This is a genomic window from uncultured Ferrovibrio sp., from assembly GCF_937960835.1.
Classification (GTDB): Bacteria; Pseudomonadota; Alphaproteobacteria; order Ferrovibrionales; family Ferrovibrionaceae; genus Ferrovibrio.
In genome coordinates this window covers 79,306-97,788 of sequence record NZ_CALGPC010000012.1, presented here as the reverse complement: position 1 = coordinate 97,788, position 18,483 = coordinate 79,306, and the positions used below count along the sequence as shown (strand labels likewise).

Sequence of the window (18,483 nt, the reverse complement as noted above, 5' to 3'; positions counted from 1 at the left end):
AGGCGGCGAATCCCGCTTCATCGCATCATGATCGATATCCTGGTGACCTCCGACGGCTGGCTGCGCTTCGGCGGATTGCGCTTTCGTTGCGCGCTGGGCAAAGGCGGCTGCAAGCCCGAGGCGGATAAGCGCGAAGGCGATGGCGCCACCCCGCTGGGACGTTATCCTTTGCGGCAGGTCATGTATCGTCCTGACCGGTTGCAGGCGCCGGCAACACGATTGCCGATCCGTCCACTCGATCCGCTCGATGGCTGGTGCGACGATCCGGCCGATCCCGCCTATAACCGGCCCGTGAAGCTGCCTTATGCCGCAAGCCATGAGAAGCTTTGGCGAAAGGATCACGTCTACGACATCATCGTCGAACTGGGCCATAACGACGATCCTCCGATTCCGGGCCTGGGCAGCGCCATTTTCATGCATGTCGCGCGGCCGGATTACACCGGCACAGAAGGCTGTATAGCCTTGGCGCTGCCCGATCTGCAGGCATTGCTGGCGGCGGTGCCGGCCAGGGCCGCCGTGCAAATCCTTCGGGCGTGATCAGCCGCTGCGCTTGACCGAGATCAAGGCGCTATAGGGCCGGACAAGAGCCTTATTCTGCGACGCCGACCTCTGCTATAGATCGGCGAACAAAAGCCGCAGAAGCAGAAAGCGGCGTTAGTCGGGAGGAACACATGGCAAGCCAGTATGATCAGGTTTATGCCGCCGCTATGGCGGACCCGGAAAAATTCTGGGCCGACGCGGCCAGTCAGCTGCATTGGTACAAGACCTGGGACCAGGTGCTGGATGCCGGCTCGCCGCCGTTTTACCGGTGGTTCGTCGGGGCCGAGACGAATACCTGCTATAATGCGCTGGACCGGCATATCGAGGCAGGCCATGGCGACCGTGCGGCGCTGATCTACGATTCGCCGGTTACCGACACGATCCGCACCTACAGCAACACCGAGTTGCGCGATGCCGTCGCCAAGCTGGCGGGCGCGATGAAGGCGCGCGGCGTGACCAAGGGCGATCGCGTGATCATCTACATGGCGATGACGCCGGAAGCGGTGATGGCGATGCTGGCCTGCGCCCGCATCGGCGCCATCCACTCGGTGGTATTCGGCGGTTTCGCGCCACGCGAACTCGCCACCCGCATCGACGATTGCAAGCCGAAGATGGTGATCGCGTCGTCCTGTGGTCTCGAGCCGGGGCGTGTCGTCGAATACAAGCCGCTGCTCGATCAGGCCATCGCCATAGCGACGCATAAGCCGGAATGCTGCTTCATTTTCCAGCGCCCGATGTATCAGGCGCCGCTGCAAGAAGGCCGCGATTTCGATTTCGCGTCGGAGGTTGAGAAGGCCGCTCCGGCCGATTGCGTTCCGGTTGCCGCTACCGATCCGCTTTACATCCTCTACACCTCCGGCACCACGGGTGTGCCGAAGGGCGTTGTGCGCCACAACGGCGGCCATATGGTGGCGCTGCATTGGTCGATGAAGAACGTCTATGGCATGAAGCCGGGCGAGGTCTATTGGGCGGCTTCCGATGTCGGCTGGGTGGTTGGTCACTCCTACATCGTCTATGCGCCGCTGCTCTACGGCTGCACGACGGTGCTGTACGAAGGCAAGCCGGTCGGCACGCCGGATGCCGGCGCCTATTGGCGCGTGATCGAACAGCATAAGGTCGCGGCCTTGTTCACGGCGCCGACCGCCTTCCGTGCGATCAAGAAGGAAGATCCGAAGGCCGAACTGCTGAAGAAATACGATCTCACTCAGTTCCGGACGCTGTTTCTGGCCGGCGAGCGCGCCGATCCCGATACCGTGCGCTGGGCGGAAGACAATCTGAAGCGGCCGGTGATCGATCACTGGTGGCAGACCGAAACCGGCTGGCCGATTGCCGCGAACTGCACGGGCATCGAGCTTCTGCCGGTCAAGCATGGCTCGCCGACCAAGATCGTGCCTGGCTACGATGTCCGCATCCTCGATGATGATGGCCAGCCGGTGAAGCCGGGCGATATCGGCAATATCGTCATCAAGCTGCCGCTGCCGCCGGGCTGCCTGCCGACCTTGTGGAACAACGACGAGGGCTTCAAGAAGAGCTACCTCACGCGTTTCCCCGGCTATTACAACACCGGCGATGCGGGCTACATCGATGAGGACGGCTATATCTTCATCATGAGCCGCACCGACGACATCATCAATGTCGCCGGGCACCGGTTGTCCACCGGCGGCATGGAGGAAGTGCTGGCCTCGCATCCCGATGTGGCCGAATGCGCCGTGGTTGGCGTCGCCGATCAGCTCAAGGGGCAGGTGCCGCTCGGCTTCGTGGTGCTCAAGGCCGGCGTGTCGCGGCCGGAAGATCAGATCGTGCAGGAACTGGTCCAGCTCGTCCGCGAGAAAATCGGTCCCGTGGCAGCATTCAAGCAGGCCGTGGTGGTGAAACGGTTGCCGAAAACGCGCTCCGGCAAGATACTGCGCGGCACCATGCAGAAGATCGCCGACGCGCAAGAGTATCGCATGCCCGCCACCATCGATGATCCCGCCATCCTGAGCGAGATCGGCGAGGCGCTGAAGCCGCTCGGCTATGCCAAGCGGCCGTAAATAGTGGCGGTTCAGCGCCTGCGTGACTGGCTTGCGGCTTTCGCGGTCTACCGCGATCGCCGCGTGCTGGCCATCGCGGTCCTCGGCTTCGCGTCGGGACTGCCTCTGGCGCTGACCGGCCAGACCCTGCAGGCCTGGCTCACCGAATCGGGCGCGTCCCTGCAATCGATCGGCCTGTTCGCGCTTGTCGGCGTACCCTACACGCTGAAATTCCTCTGGGCGCCTTTGGTCGACCGGCTGCCTTTGCCGGGGCTGACGCGTCTGTTCGGCCGTCGCCGCGGCTGGCTGATCTTCTCGCAAGCCTTGCTGATGCTGGCGATTGCCGGACTGGCGGTCAGCAATCCAGGCGAGGCGCTGATGCTGACGGCGCTTTGCGCGGTCGGTGTTGCCTTCATGTCGGCCACGCAGGATATTGTGATCGATGCCTGGCGCGTGGAAATCCTGGAAGAGCGCCAGTTGGCCGCCGGCGCTGCCGCCATCGTCTTCGGCTATCGCATCGGCATGCTGGTCTCCTCGGCCGGCGCGCTGTATCTCGCGACGCTTCTCGACTGGTCGCTGGTCTATTTCGCGATGGCGGCATTGCTGGTGATCGGCGCGGTCACTGTTCTGCTGGTGGGAGAGCCGGCCGCCAAGCCGCGCGGCGATGCCGAGCGGCGCTTTGCCGAGGCCGAGGCTTGGCTGGCGGAACGTCCGCATCTGTCGGGCGCTGTCGCCAGGGTGATGGCCTGGCTTTATGCCAGCGTCGCCGGGCCGTTGCTGCAATTCATGACGCGCAAGGGCTGGGTCGGCATCCTGTTGTTCGTGATGCTGTTCAAGCTGGGTGACAGCCTGGCCGGCGTGCTGGCCACCAGCTTCTATCTGAATATCGGCTTCACCAAGGCGGAGATCGCCGAGGTCAGCAAGCTTTACGGCTTCGTCGCCACCATGGCGGGCCTGTTTTTGGGCGGCTGGCTGATGCAGGCGGTCGGGCTGTATCGCTCGCTATGGGTCTGCGGCATCCTGCAGATGATCTCCAACCTTCTGTTTGCCGTGCTGGCGATGCAGGGCAACGACCTGTGGTTCCTGGCGCTCACGGTGGGCGTGGAAAACCTCGCCGGCGGCATGGGCACGGCGGCTTTGGTGGCTTATCTCTCGGCGCTTTGCGATGTTGCCTACACGGCGACGCAATATGCGCTGTTGTCCTCTCTGACGGCGGTGGCGCGGACGGTGCTGTCGTCCTATGCCGGCTTCATCGCCGAGCCGCTGGGCTGGCCGCTTTTCTTTGTCGCCACCACTATCGCGGCGATCCCGGGACTGCTTCTGCTGGCCTGGCTGACGCGGCGTGGGGCGGCGACACGGGTAGCTGAAACGCGCCCCGGCCAGACGCTTCTGGCGGAAGACTGACATTATACGGATTAAAACTGTCCTCGCGCCGTCAATCGGTTATGTGACAGGCGTCGCCCCATATCTTGGGGTGAGAGCTGGACTTTACTCGCTAGATATTTTATTGCGGACGAGATTTAGCAAATCTGTCATATATTTGACACCTTTGCTACACAGTGTATGGCCATAGTCGGAGCATGAACATGCAACTGCCCCTCTCCGTTCCTTCGGCTGTACCTGCGTCCCGTTTGCCACGGAGTGGCTGGCAGTGCGTGTCCGCCGATGGACGCTTCGAGGTGCGGCTGACCCGGAGCCCCGAAGACATCGCGGCCGCGCAGCGTCTTCGGTACCAGGTCTTCTACGAGGAAATGGCGGCGAAGCCTTCGCCTGAGATGGCGCGGCTGGGCCTTGACTTCGACCAGTTCGACACGCTGTGCGACCACCTGATGGTCTTCGACCGCTCGCGTCCCGATGGCGACCGGGCGGTTGGCACCTACCGCCTGCTGCGCCGCAGCGTGGCGGAGATGCATGGCGGTTTCTATTCGGCCTCCGAATACGATCTGCAGCCGATGCTGGATTATGTCGGTGCCAGCGGCGGCCTGCTGGAGCTTGGCCGTTCCTGCGTGCACCGCGACTATCGCACCAATGCGACAATCCAGCTGCTGTGGCGCGGCATCTCCACTTACGTCGCCGACCATGGCATCAGCTTCATGTTCGGCTGCGCCTCCTTCCCGGGCACCGATCCGCAGGAGCATGCGCTGGGCCTAAGCTATCTCCATGCTCATCACCTGCCGCCGGAAGAGTGGCGCGTGCGCGCGCTGCCCGAGCGGTATCAGCCGATGAACCTTCTGCCGCCCGACCAGATCAACCTGCGCGCCGCGCTGCATGCGCTGCCGCCGCTGATCAAGGCCTACCTGCGGCTTGGCGCCTATATCGGCGATGGCGCGGTGGTCGATATGCAATTCGGCACCACGGATGTGTTCATCCTGCTGCCGGTGGAGCGGATCGCGCCGAAATACCATAACCGTTTCTCGCCCGACGAAGGCCTGGTGCAGACCGAATACCACGCCTGAACGTCCGGGCTTTTCAGCCTCGCCGTCTTACGCGTAACATTCTTCCCGAGGAAACGAAAAACCCGGGAAGACGATGAATATCGCGTATCTTTTGCATCGCGCGGCCAAGACCTGGGCTGAGCGCCCGGCGCTGTCGGTCGGCCGCGACATTCGCCTCTCATACGGTCAGATGGGCCAGCGCGTGCCGAAACTGGCGGGCGGCCTGATCGCAGCGGCCAACCTTCAGCCCGGCGACCGCGTCGCACTGTTTCTGAAGAACACGCCCGAATACTGGGAGCTGCTGTTTGCGGTCTGGCATGCGGGGCTGGCGGCGGTGCCGATCAATGCCAAGCTGCATGCGCGCGAGACGGCCTGGATCATCGAAAACTCTGAAGCCAAGCTGGCCATCGTATCAGCAGAACTGGCCGAGGATCTCCTGCCGCTGACAAAGGACATCAAGACACTGCAGCGCGTGATCGTGATGGGCGAGCGCGATTACGCCAAGCTTTATGAGGCAGACGCAGTTCCGTTCAACGACGGGATCAGCCCTGATGCGCTGGCCTGGCTGTTTTATACTTCAGGCACCACGGGGCGGCCCAAAGGCGCGATGCTGACGCATCGCAATCTGTGGTCGGCGACGATGAACTATTTCGCCGATGTGGACCGCGTCGATCCCACCGACTGCATCATCCATTGCGCCGCGATCAGCCATGGCTCGGGGCTGTATGGCCTGCCGCATGTCGCGCGCGGCGCCAATCAGATCGTGCCCGATAGCGGCGGCTTCGATCCGGCCGAAACTTTGGACCTGATCGCGCATTGGAGGCATTGCAGCTTCTTCTTCGCGCCGACCATGGTGCATCGTCTGATCCATGCGCCGCAGATCGCAACGGCCAAGACCGACAACCTGAAAACCATCGTCTATGGCGGCGGGCCGATGTATGTCGCCGATCTGGTGGATGCGATGAACGTGCTGGGGCCGAAGCTGGCGCAGATCTACGGCCAGGGCGAGGCGCCGATGACCATCACCGGCATGGACAAGCAGATGCATCTCGATGACGGGCATCCGCGCTATCGCGAGCGGCTGGGCTCGGCCGGCGTGGCGCGTACGGATGTGGAAGTGCGCGTGGTCGACGCCGACGACAGGCCTTTGCCGCCGGGGGAGATCGGCGAGGTGATCTGCCGCGGGCCTGTGGTGATGGCGGGCTACTGGAAGAACCCGGAAGCGACCGCGCAGACCTTGCGCAATGGCTGGCTGCATACCGGCGATATGGGCAGCTTCGACGAAGATGGTTGGCTGACGCTGAAGGATCGCTCGAAGGACATGATCATTTCGGGCGGCAGCAACATCTATCCGCGTGAGGTGGAGGAAGTGCTGCTGCAGCATCCCGATGTCAGCGAGGTCTCCGTCGTCGGCAAGCCGCATCCCGACTGGGGCGAGGAGGTAGTCGCCTTCGTGGTGCCGCGCAACGGCGCGGCGCTGACGCCGCAGATGCTGGACAGGCTTTGCCTGGACAACATCGCGCGCTTCAAGCGGCCGAAGCAGTACCGCTTCATCGACGCTCTGCCGAAGAACAATTACGGCAAGGTGCTGAAGACGGAGTTGCGCGCGGCGCTGCAGAAAGAAGGGGTGTAAGACGCCAGACGTCATGCCCGTGCTTGGCCCGGGCATCTCCCGCCGATTTGCGAAAGGCCCGCGGACCAAGCCCGAGCATGACGATCAGGTCAGGAGCCGATCCCTGGCGCGCCTTTCGAGGTGGAATACTCGAAATGAAGCGGCTTGCCCTGCAGCATGGGATAGATCGCATGCGCGGCGGAGGCCGCTTCGGCAAAGCCGGTGAGGATCAGCTTCAGCTTGCCGGGATAGGTCGCCACGTCGCCGATGGCGAAGATGCCGCTTTTGCTGGTCTGGCAGGTGGACGGATCGACCGGCAGGTGATGCAGCGCCAGCTCCATGCCCCAGTTCGCGATCGGCCCAAGATCGCTTTTCAGCCCGAAGAAGGCGAGCAGCGCATCGGCCTCCAGCCGCTTCACGTCGCCATCCAGCGATCTGACGATCACGGCGCTGAGCGTCGCGCCATCGCCGTCCAGCGCGTCGAGCTGATAGGGCACGACGATATCGAGGCCCTGGCCGTTCAGCGCGCGCAGGCGGCTGACGTTTTCCGGCGCGGCGCGGAACTGGTCGCGCCGATGCACGAAATCGATATGCGCGGCCACGCCATGCAGCGCCAGCGCCCAGTCGACGGCGGAATCGCCGCCGCCGGCGATGACGATACGCTTGCCCCGGAAATCCTCGGCGCGGCGCACCAGGTAATGCACGCCGGTACCGTCCCTGCGGCCTTCATAGGCTTCAATGCCGGCAAGCGGCGGGCGGTTGGGCCCGAAGGCGCCGGCGCCGGCGGCGATGATCACCGCGCGCGCCTCGATTACGGTGCCTTTTGAGGTCGTGAGGCGGAAATTCCCCGCTTCGCCTTCCAGCTTCTCGACGCGCTGCCCCAGATGGAAAACCGGGTGCATGGGGGCGATTTGCTGCTCAAGCTGCGCGATCAGCTCGGCGCCGGAGATCCGGGGGAAGCCGGGAATGTCGTAGATTGGCTTTTCTGGATAAAGCGCGCTGCATTGCCCGCCGATGGCGTCCAGCGCATCGATCACATGGCAGCGCAGGCCGACCATCCCGCATTCAAAAACGGCAAACAGGCCGACCGGCCCGGCGCCGATCACGGCAATATCGGTTTGATGGCTCATGCGTGAGACTCAACTGACGGAAGGGGCGGGTTTTTGTAGCGGCTTCACCCGGCAAGAGCCAGTCATGGGGCCAGACATGGAGGGCAGGCATGGGGGCTGTTTCATGCCGGCCGGTTAGGCCCCGGCGACCGCCTTGGCTTAAGTTATTGATATATCTTGTATGTCCCGGCCATGGGAGCCATTCGGTGCCACTGAAGGCGAGCTGGCGGCAGTTCCGAGCCAGTTTGAGTCCGATTCAGGCCAACTGAGGCCAATTTCCCGGCCCGCTGTTCAATCGGTAGTTGTTGCCAGATTGGCGATGTCCGACAGCCGGAGAGGAGGTAAGAATGCGGCCTCTAATGACGCTACCGCCCACCGCTTGGCGAAGTGGTTTTCGTTCGCACAGAAAGCGCCTTCGGCGCGGAAGGAGATGCGAAAACCGAAGCACGGATTGCCAGGCTCATTGAGAATGGTGGAGGCCGCATGGAAAACGATCCAACATAGGCATGAACGATACTGACGACCAGGAACCAGGATGACCGCCTATCATTTTTATGAACCGCGCCTCGGCCATGGCCTGAAGCACGATCCGCTCAACATGATCGTGGCACCGCGGCCGATCGGCTGGATCTCATCGCTTTCGGCCAAGGGTGTGCGCAATCTTGCACCCTACAGCTTCTTCAATCTCTTCAATTACAAGCCGCCGATCATCGGCTTTTCCTCCATCGGCTGGAAGGACAGCATTGCCAATGTAGCCGAAACCAGGGAATTCGGCTGGAGCCTGGCGACGCGCAGCCTGGCTGAGCAAATGAATGCCAGCTGCGCCGAAGTCGGCCCTGAGGTGGACGAGTTCGCCCTGGCCAAGCTGACGCCAGCGCCGTCCAGGCTGATCAAGGCACCGCGCGTCGCCGAAAGTCCTGTCTCGTTCGAATGCAGGCTGACGCAGCTCATCAAGCTGCAGACTGCCGAGGGCGGCGAGATCGAGACCTGGGTCGCCTTCGGCGAGGTGGTTGCCGTCTATATCGACAAAAGCCTTTTGAAGGACGGCATCTACGACACCGTCGCGGCCGATCCGATTTCACGCGGTGGCGGGCCGGCGGATTACTTCACCATCACCGAGGCCAATCGTTTCCAGATGTACCGGCCAGGCGCGAAAGTTGCGGCGGAGTAGCGACGTGCGCGGCGGGGCGGCGTTTGGCTTTGGCCGGATAACGGCGTGTCATAATGGCGATAACCTGTCCCGTCATCCCGGGTCTGCGGTGCGCCATTGCATGCTGCGCGCCCGGGATGACGAGGAGGGAATGGATGCGTGCGGGGTAACGGCTATGCCGTTTTCTTCGTGGTCTTCTTCACACTTTTCTTCTTCACATTCTTGCTCGGCACCTTCGCCGCCGGCTTAACCCGCCGTGCCGTCTCCTTCAGTTCGATCCAGACCGGCGCGTGGTCGCTGGCTCTTTCCCAGCCGCGCACTTTGCGGTCCACGCCGGCGGCTGTAAGGCGGCGTGCGACTTTCGGGCTGAGCAGGAAATGGTCGATGCGCAGGCCGGCATTGCGCGGCCAGGCATTCCGGAAATAGTCCCAGAAGGTATAGATGCGCTCATCCGGATGCAGCTTGCGGATCGCGTCGGTCCAGCCCTGGCCGACAAGCTTATGGAAGGCGGCACGGCTTTCCGGGCGGAACAGCGCATCGTCCAGCCAGCGTTCGGGCTTGTAGACGTCGAGCTCCGTCGGCATCACGTTGTAGTCGCCGGCCAGGATCACCGGCAGGCCGGACTCCATCAGCGTCGCCGCATAGGCCGTGAGCCGCCGAAACCAGTCGAGCTTGTAGTCGAATTTCGGCCCCGGGGCCGGATTGCCGTTGGGCAGATAGAGGCAGCCGATCAAAAGGCCGTTGACCGCCGCCTCGATATAGCGGCTCTGGACATCGTCAACGAACTTGCCGCCTTTGATGCGCGGCAGGCCACGGCGGGTTTCTTCCGGTGTTGCGTCGCGCTGCAGGATGGCGACGCCGTTCCAGCTCTTCTGGCCCAGCCAGATCGCGCCATAGCCCGCCTTTTCGATGGCGGCCAGCGGGAATTTCTCCTGCGGCGCTTTCAGTTCCTGCAGACAGGCAACATCGGGCGCGATTTCCTCCAGCCAGCGCAACAGCACCGGCAGGCGGCCATTGATGCCGTTGACGTTGAAGCTGGCGATGCGCATCGCTGCGGCAGGCGATTGATCAGTTGCGGAAGCTGGGATCGATGCGGTCGAGCTTGCGCAGCAGGGCGGGCCAGGCGAGCGCGCCACCCAGGCCTCGGGTCACCTGCTTGGCCTGCGCCATGATGCCGTCGACGATCGGCTGCGGCACATGCTGCAGCCTGCCGCCGCCCGCCTGCGCTGCGATCTGCATCGCGCAGGCGCGCTCCAGGGTGTAGATGTTGAGGAAGGCATCAGCGACCGTCGGCCCCAGCGCGAGCGTGCCGTGATTGCGCAGCAGCATCACATTGCTGCGGCCCAGATGCGCCACCAGGCGCTGCTTCTCCTCCGGGTTCAGCGCCACGCCTTCGTAATCGTGATAGCTGATCTGCGCGAGCGGAAACAGTGCGGTCTGGCTGATTGGCAGCAGGCCATCCTCCTGGGCGGAGACGGCAACGCCCGCCGTGGTGTGCAGATGGATGACGCAGCCTGCATCGGGGCGCGCCTCGTGCACGGCGCTGTGGATGGTGAAGCCGGCGGGGTTGATCGCGTCCGGCTCGTCGTCGATCACCGTGCCGTCGAGGCCGACCTTCACCAGGCTCGAGGCGGTGATCTCTTCGAACATCAGGCCATAGCGGTTGACCAGGAAATGATCGTGGCTGCCGGGCACGCGGGCGGAGATATGGGTGAAGATCAGATCGTCCCAGCCATAAAGCGCCACCAGGCGATAGCAGGCGGCGAGATCGATGCGAGTCTGCCACTCGGCCTCCGAGCAGCTGTTGCGGCGATCAAGCTGAATGACATTCTCCGCCATGGCGATCCTCCCTTTGTCTTATGGGAGGATGATAGGGCGGGAGGAGGGCGGAGTCTGCGATATTTTGAGGGGGGAGCTCCTCACCGCTAAACGTCATGCCGCGGCGGAAACATATCTCAGGCGGCGGCATGACGTTTTGAAACCGGCAGGTGTGGCGATCCCAGCCTTACGCGGCCTTGTTGGCGCGGAGCTTGTTCTGCAACAGCGCCGCGAGACGTTCGATGCCTTCCCTGATCCGCGCGGGCTCGCCCAGCGAGAACGAAAGCCGCGCGGTATTCTTCTTCGGCTCGTTGGCATAGAAGGCGGAGCCGGGGACGAAGGCGACCTCGGTATCCTTGATCGCTTCCTCCAGAAGCTGGGTGCCGTCGATGCCTTCGGGGAATTCCAGCCAGATGAACATGCCGCCATCGGGCCGGGTGAAGCTGACTTCCTTGGGGAAGCTCTGCTCCAGCGCCGCCAGCATGGCGTCGCGGCGCTCCTTGTAGACCTTGCGCAGCTTGACCACCTGGCTGGCATGCGAGGATTTCGCCAGCTCGCAGGCGATCATCTGGTTGATGGTGCTGCAATGCAGATCAGAAGCCTGCTTGACCAGCACCAGCTTATTGATCAGCGCCGGATCGGCGGCAATCCAGCCGATGCGCAGGGCGGGGGTGAGGATCTTCGACAGGCTGCCGACATAGATCACCAGGCGGCGCTGATCGGCGCCCGGCTGCTTCAGATACTCGGCCTCCAGAGCCGAGAAGCTGGGGATGCGGGGATTCTCGTAGCGCAGCTCCTCATAGGGGCTGTCTTCCACGATGTAGACGCCGTACTGATGCGCGAGCTTCAGGATCGCCTGGCGGCGTGCCAGCGAAGTGGTGACGCCGGCCGGATTGCAGAAGTCCGGGGTCAGATAGAAGAATTTCGGCTTCTCTTTGAAGACGGCTTCGAGCTCGTCGAGCAGCACGCCTTCATCGTCCATCGGCACCGAATGGAAGCGCGGGCGATAGGTGCCGAAGACCTGGATGGCGCCGAGATAGCTCGGCGCCGACATCACCACGCCATCGCCTTCCTCGATAAAGGCGCGGCCAAGGAAATCCAGCGCCTGCTGGGCGCCGGAGGTGATCAGGATCTCTTCCGGCCTGGCGGCGATGCCATGGCCTGCGAGATAGCCCTGGATCCACTCGCGCAGCGGCGGATAGCCTTCGCTGATCGAATACTGGAACGCGACCTGCGCAGCAGAGGGATCGCGCAGCAGGGCCTCGTAGGACTTGGTGATGGCGTCCAGCGGGAACATCGCCGGATCGGGGATGCCGCCGGCGAAGGATATGATCTCCGGCCTGGCGATGAGTTTGAGCAATTCGCGGATTTCCGAGGCGCGCAGCTCGGCAACGCCTTGCGCGAGGCCGGGAAGAGAAGAATCGGACATGATATGAGCTCGGGGCTATCTCAAACGAGTGCCGCCCAGCTTAGCGCAGCCGGGCGGCAGGGGGAAAGCATAGAGACGGAAGCGTTACCGGAATACTACCGGAACGGCGCCGTCAGGAATTCGGCGTAAACAGGATTTTTCCCTTGCGGCCTTCGCGGGCGGCATGGCTGAGCGCCTCCTTGTAGCGCTCCAGCGGATAGGTCGCCTCCACCGCCACATGGATGGTGCCGTCGGCCACCAGCCTGGTCAGCTCGGCATAGGTCTGCTGCAATTCCTGCGGCGCGGCGGTGGCAAACCAGCGCGCCAGCCAGAAGCCGCGCAGCGCGACGTCACGGAACACCGTCTCGGCCGCATCGACCATGCAGGGCTGGCCGGACAGGAGGCCGTAATTGACGATCACGCCGCCATTGGCCAGGGCATGGCCGATGCGGCGCGTGCCCTCGCCGCCGATGGCGTCGATGCCGAGCCTGGGCGCCGCATCCTTGCCGGTGATCGCCTTGACGCGCTGGCCAAGATCGGGGCCATCGACCAGCACCTCGTCGGCGCCCTGCTGCTTCAGCTCGTCGATCAGTGACGCGCGGCGGACGATGTTGAGGCTGCGCAGGCCGAATTTCTTGGCCAGCACGATGACATTGTGGCCAACGCCGGAATTGGCGGCATTCTGGATCACCCAGTCGCCGGGTTTCAGATCGATGAAGCTTTTCAGCATCAGCAGCGCTGTGGCGGGATTGACCGTCAGCATGGCGAGCTGCAGCGGATCGGCCTTGGGCAGCGCAAACAGCTTCGCCGCCTTGGCTTTGACCTGCTTGCGCCAGTTGCCGCGGCCGGCAAAGAGCAGCAGCACGCGGTCGCCGGCCTTCAGATGCGACACGCCGGGGCCAAGCTGGCGCACGATGCCAACGCCTTCGCCGCCGCCGATGGCGGGCAGGGGCGGCGGCTCCACGCCGTAGCGGCCTTCAAGCTGCAAGAGATCGGCCGGGTTGATCGCGCAAGCCTCGACATCGATCAGCACTTCGCCCTCGCCGGGCTGGCCCGGATCAGGGAGATCGACCAGTTCGGCCGCCTCCCAGGGTTTGCCGAAACGGGCATATTGGATCGCTTTCACCATGATTGTTTCCTCTCAAATGGCGCGGCCTAGATGGACCGGCCGGCCTTTTCCCAATAGGGCGCGCGGAGCTTGCGCTTGAAAATCTTGCCGGAATCCTCGCGCGGCAGGCTGGAGACCACCTCAACGATCTTCGGCACCTTATACTTGGCGACATGCTGGGCCAGGAAGCTGCGCACCGCATCGGGCGAGGGCGCAGCGGCCATGTCGTCGGGCTCGATATAGGCGCAGAGGCTTTCGCCGAATTCGTCATCGGGAATGCCGAAGACGGCGCAGTCCTTCACGCCCGGCATGCCGATCAGCACGGCCTCAATCTCGGCCGGGTAGATGTTGACCCCGCCGGAGATCACCATGTCGCGCTTGCGGTCGCAGAGATAGACGAAGCCCTCCGCATCGACATAGCCGACATCGCCGACCGTCACCAGTTCGCCGCGCGCCACTTCGCGGCGCTTGTCGTCGAGCTTGTTGTAGGTGAAATCGGGGATGTAGGGCGCGCGGATGTAAAGCTCGCCGATCTCGCCCGGCGGCAATTCGCGGCCGTCATCGCCGAAGGCCTTCACGGTGCAGCCCGGCAGGATGCGGCCGACGCTGCCGGGTTTCCGGAGCGCATCGGCAGCCGACAGCCACACGGCAATGCCGGTTTCGGTGGAGCCGTAATATTCGTTGATCACCGGTCCCCACCAGTCGATCATCGCAAGCTTCACGTCACGCGGACACGGCGCTGCGCCATGCACGACGTTGCGCAGGCTGCTGAGATCGTATTTGCGCTTTACGGCTTCGGGCAGCTTCAGCAGCCGCACGAACATGGTCGGCACGATGTGCATGTGGGTGATGCGGTGCCGCTCGATCATCGCCAGCATGTCTTCCGCATCGAAGCGCGGCTGCAAAACGATGGTCGCGCCCTGGCGCGCCGCCATCATGCCGTAGGAATTCGGCGCCGAGTGATACATCGGGCCGTTCATCAGGATGACTTTTTCCTCCTGCGGATCGAGACCAAAATAGGTGGAGGCGGCGACAATATTGCCGGCGGCCTGCTCGGGTGTGGGCGCTGCGCGGCGCACGCCTTTCGGCCGGCCGGTGGTGCCGGAGGTGTAGATCATCGCGTTGCGCGGCGGCGGCGTATCCTCGCGCAGGGGCGTCTGCGCCAGCAGCCAGTCTTCCCATTGCGTCAGCTTTGCGGCCTCGGGCGGCAGGATGTCCGCCACGCCATAGGCGGCGGCAATCTCCGGCGGTGTCGGCACGATGAAGACGCGCACGTTCTCCGGCACGATGCCGGCAATGCGCGGCCACAGATCGCCGTGCACGACGAGAACCTTGGCCTCGCTATCCTGCAGGATATAGGCGGTTTCCTCGGCAGTGAAATGCCAGTTGATCGGCGTGGCATAGGCGCCGGCAAGGCCCGCGCCCAGAGATGCCTCGAAGAAGGCGAAATCGTTGCGCATGTAGAGCGCAACCACATCGCCGATGCCAATGCCAAGCGCACGGAAGCCGCCTGCGGCTTTCGCCGCCCGTTCCTGCAGCGCAGCCTGCGACAGCCGGCGGTCGCCGGAGATGAGCGCGGACATGTCCGGGTCCGGTTATTCGGCGGCGAGACTGGCCGGCAGCGCCGTCAGCTTGGCGCGGGCGGCGTCGTATTCGCGCTTCAGACGGGCAACCAGTTCCGAAACGCTGGGGATGTCATGGATGCTGCCCACGCCCTGGCCGGCGCCCCAGATGTCGCGCCAGATCTTTGACTTCGAGCTGCCGCCCGAGCCGAAGCTCATGGTGCTCTTGTCGGCTTCCGGCAGGTTGTCGGGATCGAGACCGGCCTTGGCGATGGAGGGCTTGAGGTAATTGCCATGCACGCCGGTGAACAGCGAGGAGTAGACGATATCGCTGGCGGAGGTGTCGACCAGCATCTGCTTGTATTCCGGCTGGGCGTTGGCTTCCTTGGTGGCGATGAAACGCGTGCCCATATAGGCGAAATCGGCGCCCATCGCCTGGGCAGCCAGAATCTGGTTGCCGTTGGTGATCGAGCCTGACAGCACAACCGGGCCGTCGAAGAACTGCCGCACCTCCGAGACCAGGGCAAAGGGGCTGAGCGTGCCGGCATGACCGCCAGCGCCGGCGCAAACGAGGATCAGGCCATCAACGCCGGCTTCCAGCGCCTTCTTGGCATGGCGGATGTTGATCACGTCATGCAGCACGATGCCGCCATAGGAATGAATCGCCCCCACCACTTCGTCCGGCGCGCGCAGGGAGGTAATCACGATCGGCACCTTGTATTTGACGCAGACTTCCACGTCGTGCTTCAGGCGGTCGTTGGAGTGATGCACGATCTGGTTGACGGCAACGGGCGCCACCGGCTTGTCGGGATTCTGCGCGCGGTATTCGTCCAGTTCAGTGGTGATGCGCTTCAGCCATTCCTCCAGCATCTCGGCCGGGCGGGCATTCAGCGCCGGAAAGGAGCCGACGATGCCGGCCTTGCATTGCGCGATCACCAGTTCGGGGCCGGAGACGATGAACATCGGCGAAGCGATGACCGGCAGGCTGAGTTTCCCCTTCAGGACGGCAGGTATGGACATGGACGTTTCCTTTCGTTTCTAACTTTATGCGCGTTTGCGTCGGCGCATTGGTTTCGCGTCGGCCTTGGGCGCTGCGCCCTTGGCCAGAAGGCGCATGGCAGCCCGGTAAAGATCGTGAAAATCCAGCCTGGCATCGATCCGGCCGGCCAATTTCAGCATGATCAGGCCGTGGGTGGTAGCCCAGAAGACGTGGCCGAGAATTTCCGGATCACCTTCCAATTCGCCTTCGGCCACCAGGTCTTCGATATAGGCGGTCATGGTGCGGCGCGAGCGGGCCTGCGCCTTTGCGAGTTCCGGAAAACGCTGTGGATCGGTTTCCGCGGCGTCATTCATCAGGCGATAGCTGTCGGGATTTTCCAGGGCAAAGCGGATATAGGCTTCACCCACGGCGCGACCGCGCTGACGTGCATTGCCCTTCGAGCGAAGCGCTGCCTCCAGGCTTTCGGCGAAGCGGTTATGAGCTGCCGTGCGCACGGTGGCGACGATCTCGTCCTTGTCGCGGAAATAGCGGTAAGGGGTCATGGCGCTGCAGCCGAGATCCTCGGCCAACTGGCGCAGCGAAACGCCCTCGACGCCGTATTGGGCAAAGCGCCGCTCGGCTGCCGCGCAGAGCTTGGCGCGGAAGGCATCGATCTCGGCCTGGGAGAGCGTCTTCGGCATTAATATACACTGTAAATAAAAGACGCCGCCTTACAAGCCCCATTTTCAGCGGCACCAAAATCAGCGGTTTCCGGCCAGAGCCGTCAGTCCAAGGATTTCCCGCAGCGCACCAAGGCCTTGGATGGTCACAGAACAAGTCCGGGCACGGATGCTATTTTCTACGAACTTCTCGATCCGCTTGTCCAACAATGCTCTGCTTCCATGAAACGAAGCGATATGGCCTGCGCGCGACAGAAGGGCAGTGGCCCCGCCCGCCAAACCTACCCGCTTAACCCACGCGCGATGGGCCAGTCACAGGGCTTGTCTGCAGCCCCTTCTTATCTCTCCTTGGGTGAGGTTGATGAAATCCTTCGGACTTGGCATGGCGCTAGGTGTGGCCGCAGTGATCGGTGGCTTGGGCATATTCTATGGCGGGTTGGCGGCATTTTTCCCCGAGCATTTCCCGGCCCCGCCGATCTCACGCTTTGCGGCGCTGGATGAGAAGCTGCGTTTCCACCGTGAACATCCCGATTTTCAGCCGACTCTGATCAGCGTCGGTTCCTCCGTTGCCTGGCGCCAGATCGCCGGCGACATCTATGCTGAATATGCGGGCGGAAAAACGCGGTTTCTCGATGCCAGCATCGTGCATCTGAAAATCCATCAGACCCGCGCGATGCTGGATTTCTACCTCGATCATTTCCAGCAGGTGGATCATATCGTCATGATCACCAGCCTGCCGGATTACGAAAACTGCACGACCGAGCCGCGGGAATTGTTCAACGCCTCCGAGGCGGCGGCCTATGCCTTCGGACAATGGCCTGCGGCGTATTTCTATCTGCGCTATTTCGCGCCGCGGCGTTTCGTCCAAACCGCGCTGTCGCGGGAGGCGAAGACGCAACCCTTCCTGGGCGACATGTATATCGACGACTGGGGTTCCGGTCCGCTGCAAGTTCCGGACAGCATGAAGCGGGGCCTGCGGTACGGCACTATCGAGGTCGACAAGGCCTGCGTGCAGGAACTTGGCAGGCTGATCGGCGATGTCGCGGAACGCGGCAAGCACCTGACCATCGTTTTTCCGCCGATCCATCCGGAATACCGGAAGCAATATCCTCAATCGATAAAAACCCTGTCGCAGATCATTCAGCATGCGCGCGAGGTTGGCGCCCGCCATGGCGCGCGCGTCATCGACCTGCATGCCGACGATGCCTATGGGGACAAGGATTATTTCGACGCGCTGCACTTGCAGTATCCCGCGGTGCGGCGGCTATCGGCGCAGGTGGTCGAGCGGCTGGGGCAGCGGTCGGTCGCGGGCAAGTTTGCCGTCAGACATCCGCAAGATGGCCGGTTGCAGGACAGCCGGCTGCAAGACGGGCGGCCGCAGGATGGCCTGGGGAGCGGCAGGACGGTGATGGAATAGATTGCAGGCAAGCCATAGCCGCCCGGCAAGGCATTACCGGGAGACGCATTACCTGCTATTGACGGCCTGTTATTCGCAGTTGGGCGGTTCGATGACAGGCCGATTACCGGAAAGTAATTCAGTGCGCGCGCCGTTCTGATGTCTGATCCCAGTTCTTCGTTTCGAGTAGATCAATGTTCAAGTGGCGCCCCACGATGCCCCAGCCCAACGCGTCCGAGCTGACCGTAGCCCATCCAAAGCTGCAGGCTCTGCATCGCTTCTGGGAGGAGAAACGCAGCGGCCGCCCTGCGCCGTCACGCGCTGAGCTTGCCGTCGAGGAGCTTCGCCCCTGGCTGGGTCATCTCATGCTGCTGGATTGCATTGCCGGCGACGATTTCCGCTACCGCGTTTACGGGACCGATCTGGTCAGCCTGTTCGGCTTCGACCTGACCGGCATGACCACCTTGGAAGCCATTACGCTGGTGGGCGAGAAGCCGCTGCTGGAATACCGCCAGGTGCGGTCCGGCGTTGCGCCGCTTGGCGTGTCGCGCCAATCGCCATCGGCCCGGAAATACCTGACGGTGGACAAACTGGCCCTGCCGCTGATGGAGAACGGCGAGGTCAACAAGATTCTCGCCGCGATCTACCCGACAATCGGCGCGTAGGCTGGGCTT

The 18,483-nt window shown here is 63.1% G+C and carries 16 protein-coding genes; 8 read left to right on the top strand and 8 right to left on the bottom strand.

Going from position 1 to position 18,483, the window contains the following annotated elements; genetic code table 11:
* Positions 1-27: 27 nt before the first annotated feature.
* The 5 genes from Q0603_RS12470 (at position 28) to Q0603_RS12450 (ending at position 6,620) form a co-directional block, all read left to right on the top strand.
* Positions 28-537, top strand: coding sequence for a L,D-transpeptidase family protein (locus Q0603_RS12470; RefSeq protein ID WP_298726113.1), 510 nt, complete (start codon positions 28-30; stop codon positions 535-537).
* A gap of 134 nt (positions 538-671) precedes the next feature.
* Positions 672-2,573, top strand: a complete 1,902-nt coding sequence (locus Q0603_RS12465; RefSeq protein WP_298726111.1) for a propionyl-CoA synthetase — start codon at positions 672-674, stop codon at positions 2,571-2,573.
* A 3-nt stretch (positions 2,574-2,576) separates the two neighbouring features.
* A complete protein-coding gene (locus Q0603_RS12460) occupies positions 2,577-3,956 on the top strand; it encodes an AmpG family muropeptide MFS transporter (RefSeq protein ID WP_298726109.1) in 1,380 nt (459 codons plus the stop codon).
* Positions 3,957-4,207: 251 nt separating this feature from the next.
* Positions 4,208-5,008 (top strand): GNAT family N-acyltransferase, encoded by an 801-nt coding sequence (locus tag Q0603_RS12455; protein WP_298726107.1) that lies wholly within the window; start codon positions 4,208-4,210, stop codon positions 5,006-5,008.
* A 73-nt stretch (positions 5,009-5,081) separates the two neighbouring features.
* Entirely contained in the window at positions 5,082-6,620 is a 1,539-nt protein-coding gene (locus Q0603_RS12450; protein ID WP_298726105.1) for a long-chain fatty acid--CoA ligase, read from the top strand.
* Positions 6,621-6,709: 89 nt separating this feature from the next.
* Here Q0603_RS12450 and Q0603_RS12445 read toward each other — a convergent pair whose 3' ends face one another.
* Positions 6,710-7,729, bottom strand: a complete 1,020-nt coding sequence (locus Q0603_RS12445) for an NAD(P)/FAD-dependent oxidoreductase (protein WP_298726103.1) — start codon at positions 7,727-7,729, stop codon at positions 6,710-6,712.
* 514 nt (positions 7,730-8,243) lie between these two features.
* Here Q0603_RS12445 and Q0603_RS12440 point away from each other — a divergent pair.
* Positions 8,244-8,879, top strand: a complete 636-nt coding sequence (locus Q0603_RS12440; protein ID WP_298726101.1) for a flavin reductase family protein — start codon at positions 8,244-8,246, stop codon at positions 8,877-8,879.
* Between the two features lie 152 nt (positions 8,880-9,031).
* Here the strand turns inward: Q0603_RS12440 and xth are convergent, their stop codons facing one another.
* The 7 genes from xth to Q0603_RS12405 all read right to left on the bottom strand — a co-directional run bounded on the left by xth (position 9,032) and on the right by Q0603_RS12405 (position 16,434).
* On the bottom strand, positions 9,032-9,907 hold the full coding sequence (xth, locus tag Q0603_RS12435) for an exodeoxyribonuclease III (protein ID WP_298726099.1): 876 nt from the start codon (positions 9,905-9,907) through the stop codon (positions 9,032-9,034).
* 19 nt (positions 9,908-9,926) lie between these two features.
* Positions 9,927-10,697, bottom strand: a complete 771-nt coding sequence (locus tag Q0603_RS12430) for a class II aldolase/adducin family protein (RefSeq protein WP_298726097.1) — start codon at positions 10,695-10,697, stop codon at positions 9,927-9,929.
* A 166-nt stretch (positions 10,698-10,863) separates the two neighbouring features.
* Positions 10,864-12,105, bottom strand: coding sequence for a PLP-dependent aminotransferase family protein (locus tag Q0603_RS12425; RefSeq protein ID WP_298726095.1), 1,242 nt, complete (start codon positions 12,103-12,105; stop codon positions 10,864-10,866).
* A gap of 112 nt (positions 12,106-12,217) precedes the next feature.
* Positions 12,218-13,213 (bottom strand): zinc-dependent alcohol dehydrogenase family protein, encoded by a 996-nt coding sequence (locus Q0603_RS12420; RefSeq protein ID WP_298726094.1) that lies wholly within the window; start codon positions 13,211-13,213, stop codon positions 12,218-12,220.
* Positions 13,214-13,239: 26 nt separating this feature from the next.
* Positions 13,240-14,775 carry an acyl-CoA synthetase gene (locus tag Q0603_RS12415; RefSeq protein ID WP_298726092.1) on the bottom strand — a complete coding sequence of 512 codons (1,536 nt, stop codon included), beginning with the start codon at positions 14,773-14,775 and terminating at the stop codon, positions 13,240-13,242.
* A gap of 12 nt (positions 14,776-14,787) precedes the next feature.
* A complete protein-coding gene (locus Q0603_RS12410; protein ID WP_298726090.1) occupies positions 14,788-15,774 on the bottom strand; it encodes a nitronate monooxygenase family protein in 987 nt (328 codons plus the stop codon).
* A gap of 24 nt (positions 15,775-15,798) precedes the next feature.
* The gene (locus Q0603_RS12405) at positions 15,799-16,434 is read right to left on the bottom strand and encodes a TetR/AcrR family transcriptional regulator (protein WP_298726088.1); all 636 of its coding nucleotides are present in this window, start codon (positions 16,432-16,434) and stop codon (positions 15,799-15,801) included.
* A gap of 340 nt (positions 16,435-16,774) precedes the next feature.
* Here Q0603_RS12405 and Q0603_RS12400 point away from each other — a divergent pair, with 340 nt between their 5' ends.
* Positions 16,775-17,830: an SGNH/GDSL hydrolase family protein gene (locus Q0603_RS12400; RefSeq protein WP_298726085.1), complete on the top strand. Its 1,056-nt coding sequence runs from the start codon at positions 16,775-16,777 to the stop codon at positions 17,828-17,830.
* A 194-nt stretch (positions 17,831-18,024) separates the two neighbouring features.
* Positions 18,025-18,474 carry a PAS domain-containing protein gene (locus tag Q0603_RS12395; RefSeq protein ID WP_298726083.1) on the top strand — a complete coding sequence of 150 codons (450 nt, stop codon included), beginning with the start codon at positions 18,025-18,027 and terminating at the stop codon, positions 18,472-18,474.
* The last annotated feature ends 9 nt before the right edge of the window (positions 18,475-18,483 follow it).

Coding starts and splice junctions, on each gene's coding strand:
- Q0603_RS12450 (WP_298726105.1), top strand. CDS start 5,082: ATGAATATCGCGTATCTTTTGCATCGCGCGGCCAAGACCTGGGCTGAG.
- xth (WP_298726099.1), bottom strand. CDS start 9,907: ATGCGCATCGCCAGCTTCAACGTCAACGGCATCAATGGCCGCCTGCCG.
- Q0603_RS12430 (WP_298726097.1), bottom strand. CDS start 10,697: ATGGCGGAGAATGTCATTCAGCTTGATCGCCGCAACAGCTGCTCGGAG.
- Q0603_RS12465 (WP_298726111.1), top strand. CDS start 672: ATGGCAAGCCAGTATGATCAGGTTTATGCCGCCGCTATGGCGGACCCG.
- Q0603_RS12410 (WP_298726090.1), bottom strand. CDS start 15,774: ATGTCCATACCTGCCGTCCTGAAGGGGAAACTCAGCCTGCCGGTCATC.
- Q0603_RS12405 (WP_298726088.1), bottom strand. CDS start 16,434: ATGCCGAAGACGCTCTCCCAGGCCGAGATCGATGCCTTCCGCGCCAAG.
- Q0603_RS12445 (WP_298726103.1), bottom strand. CDS start 7,729: ATGAGCCATCAAACCGATATTGCCGTGATCGGCGCCGGGCCGGTCGGC.
- Q0603_RS12415 (WP_298726092.1), bottom strand. CDS start 14,775: ATGTCCGCGCTCATCTCCGGCGACCGCCGGCTGTCGCAGGCTGCGCTG.
- Q0603_RS12470 (WP_298726113.1), top strand. CDS start 28: ATGATCGATATCCTGGTGACCTCCGACGGCTGGCTGCGCTTCGGCGGA.
- Q0603_RS12440 (WP_298726101.1), top strand. CDS start 8,244: ATGACCGCCTATCATTTTTATGAACCGCGCCTCGGCCATGGCCTGAAG.
- Q0603_RS12395 (WP_298726083.1), top strand. CDS start 18,025: ATGCCCCAGCCCAACGCGTCCGAGCTGACCGTAGCCCATCCAAAGCTG.
- Q0603_RS12420 (WP_298726094.1), bottom strand. CDS start 13,213: ATGGTGAAAGCGATCCAATATGCCCGTTTCGGCAAACCCTGGGAGGCG.
- Q0603_RS12425 (WP_298726095.1), bottom strand. CDS start 12,105: ATGTCCGATTCTTCTCTTCCCGGCCTCGCGCAAGGCGTTGCCGAGCTG.
- Q0603_RS12400 (WP_298726085.1), top strand. CDS start 16,775: ATGAAATCCTTCGGACTTGGCATGGCGCTAGGTGTGGCCGCAGTGATC.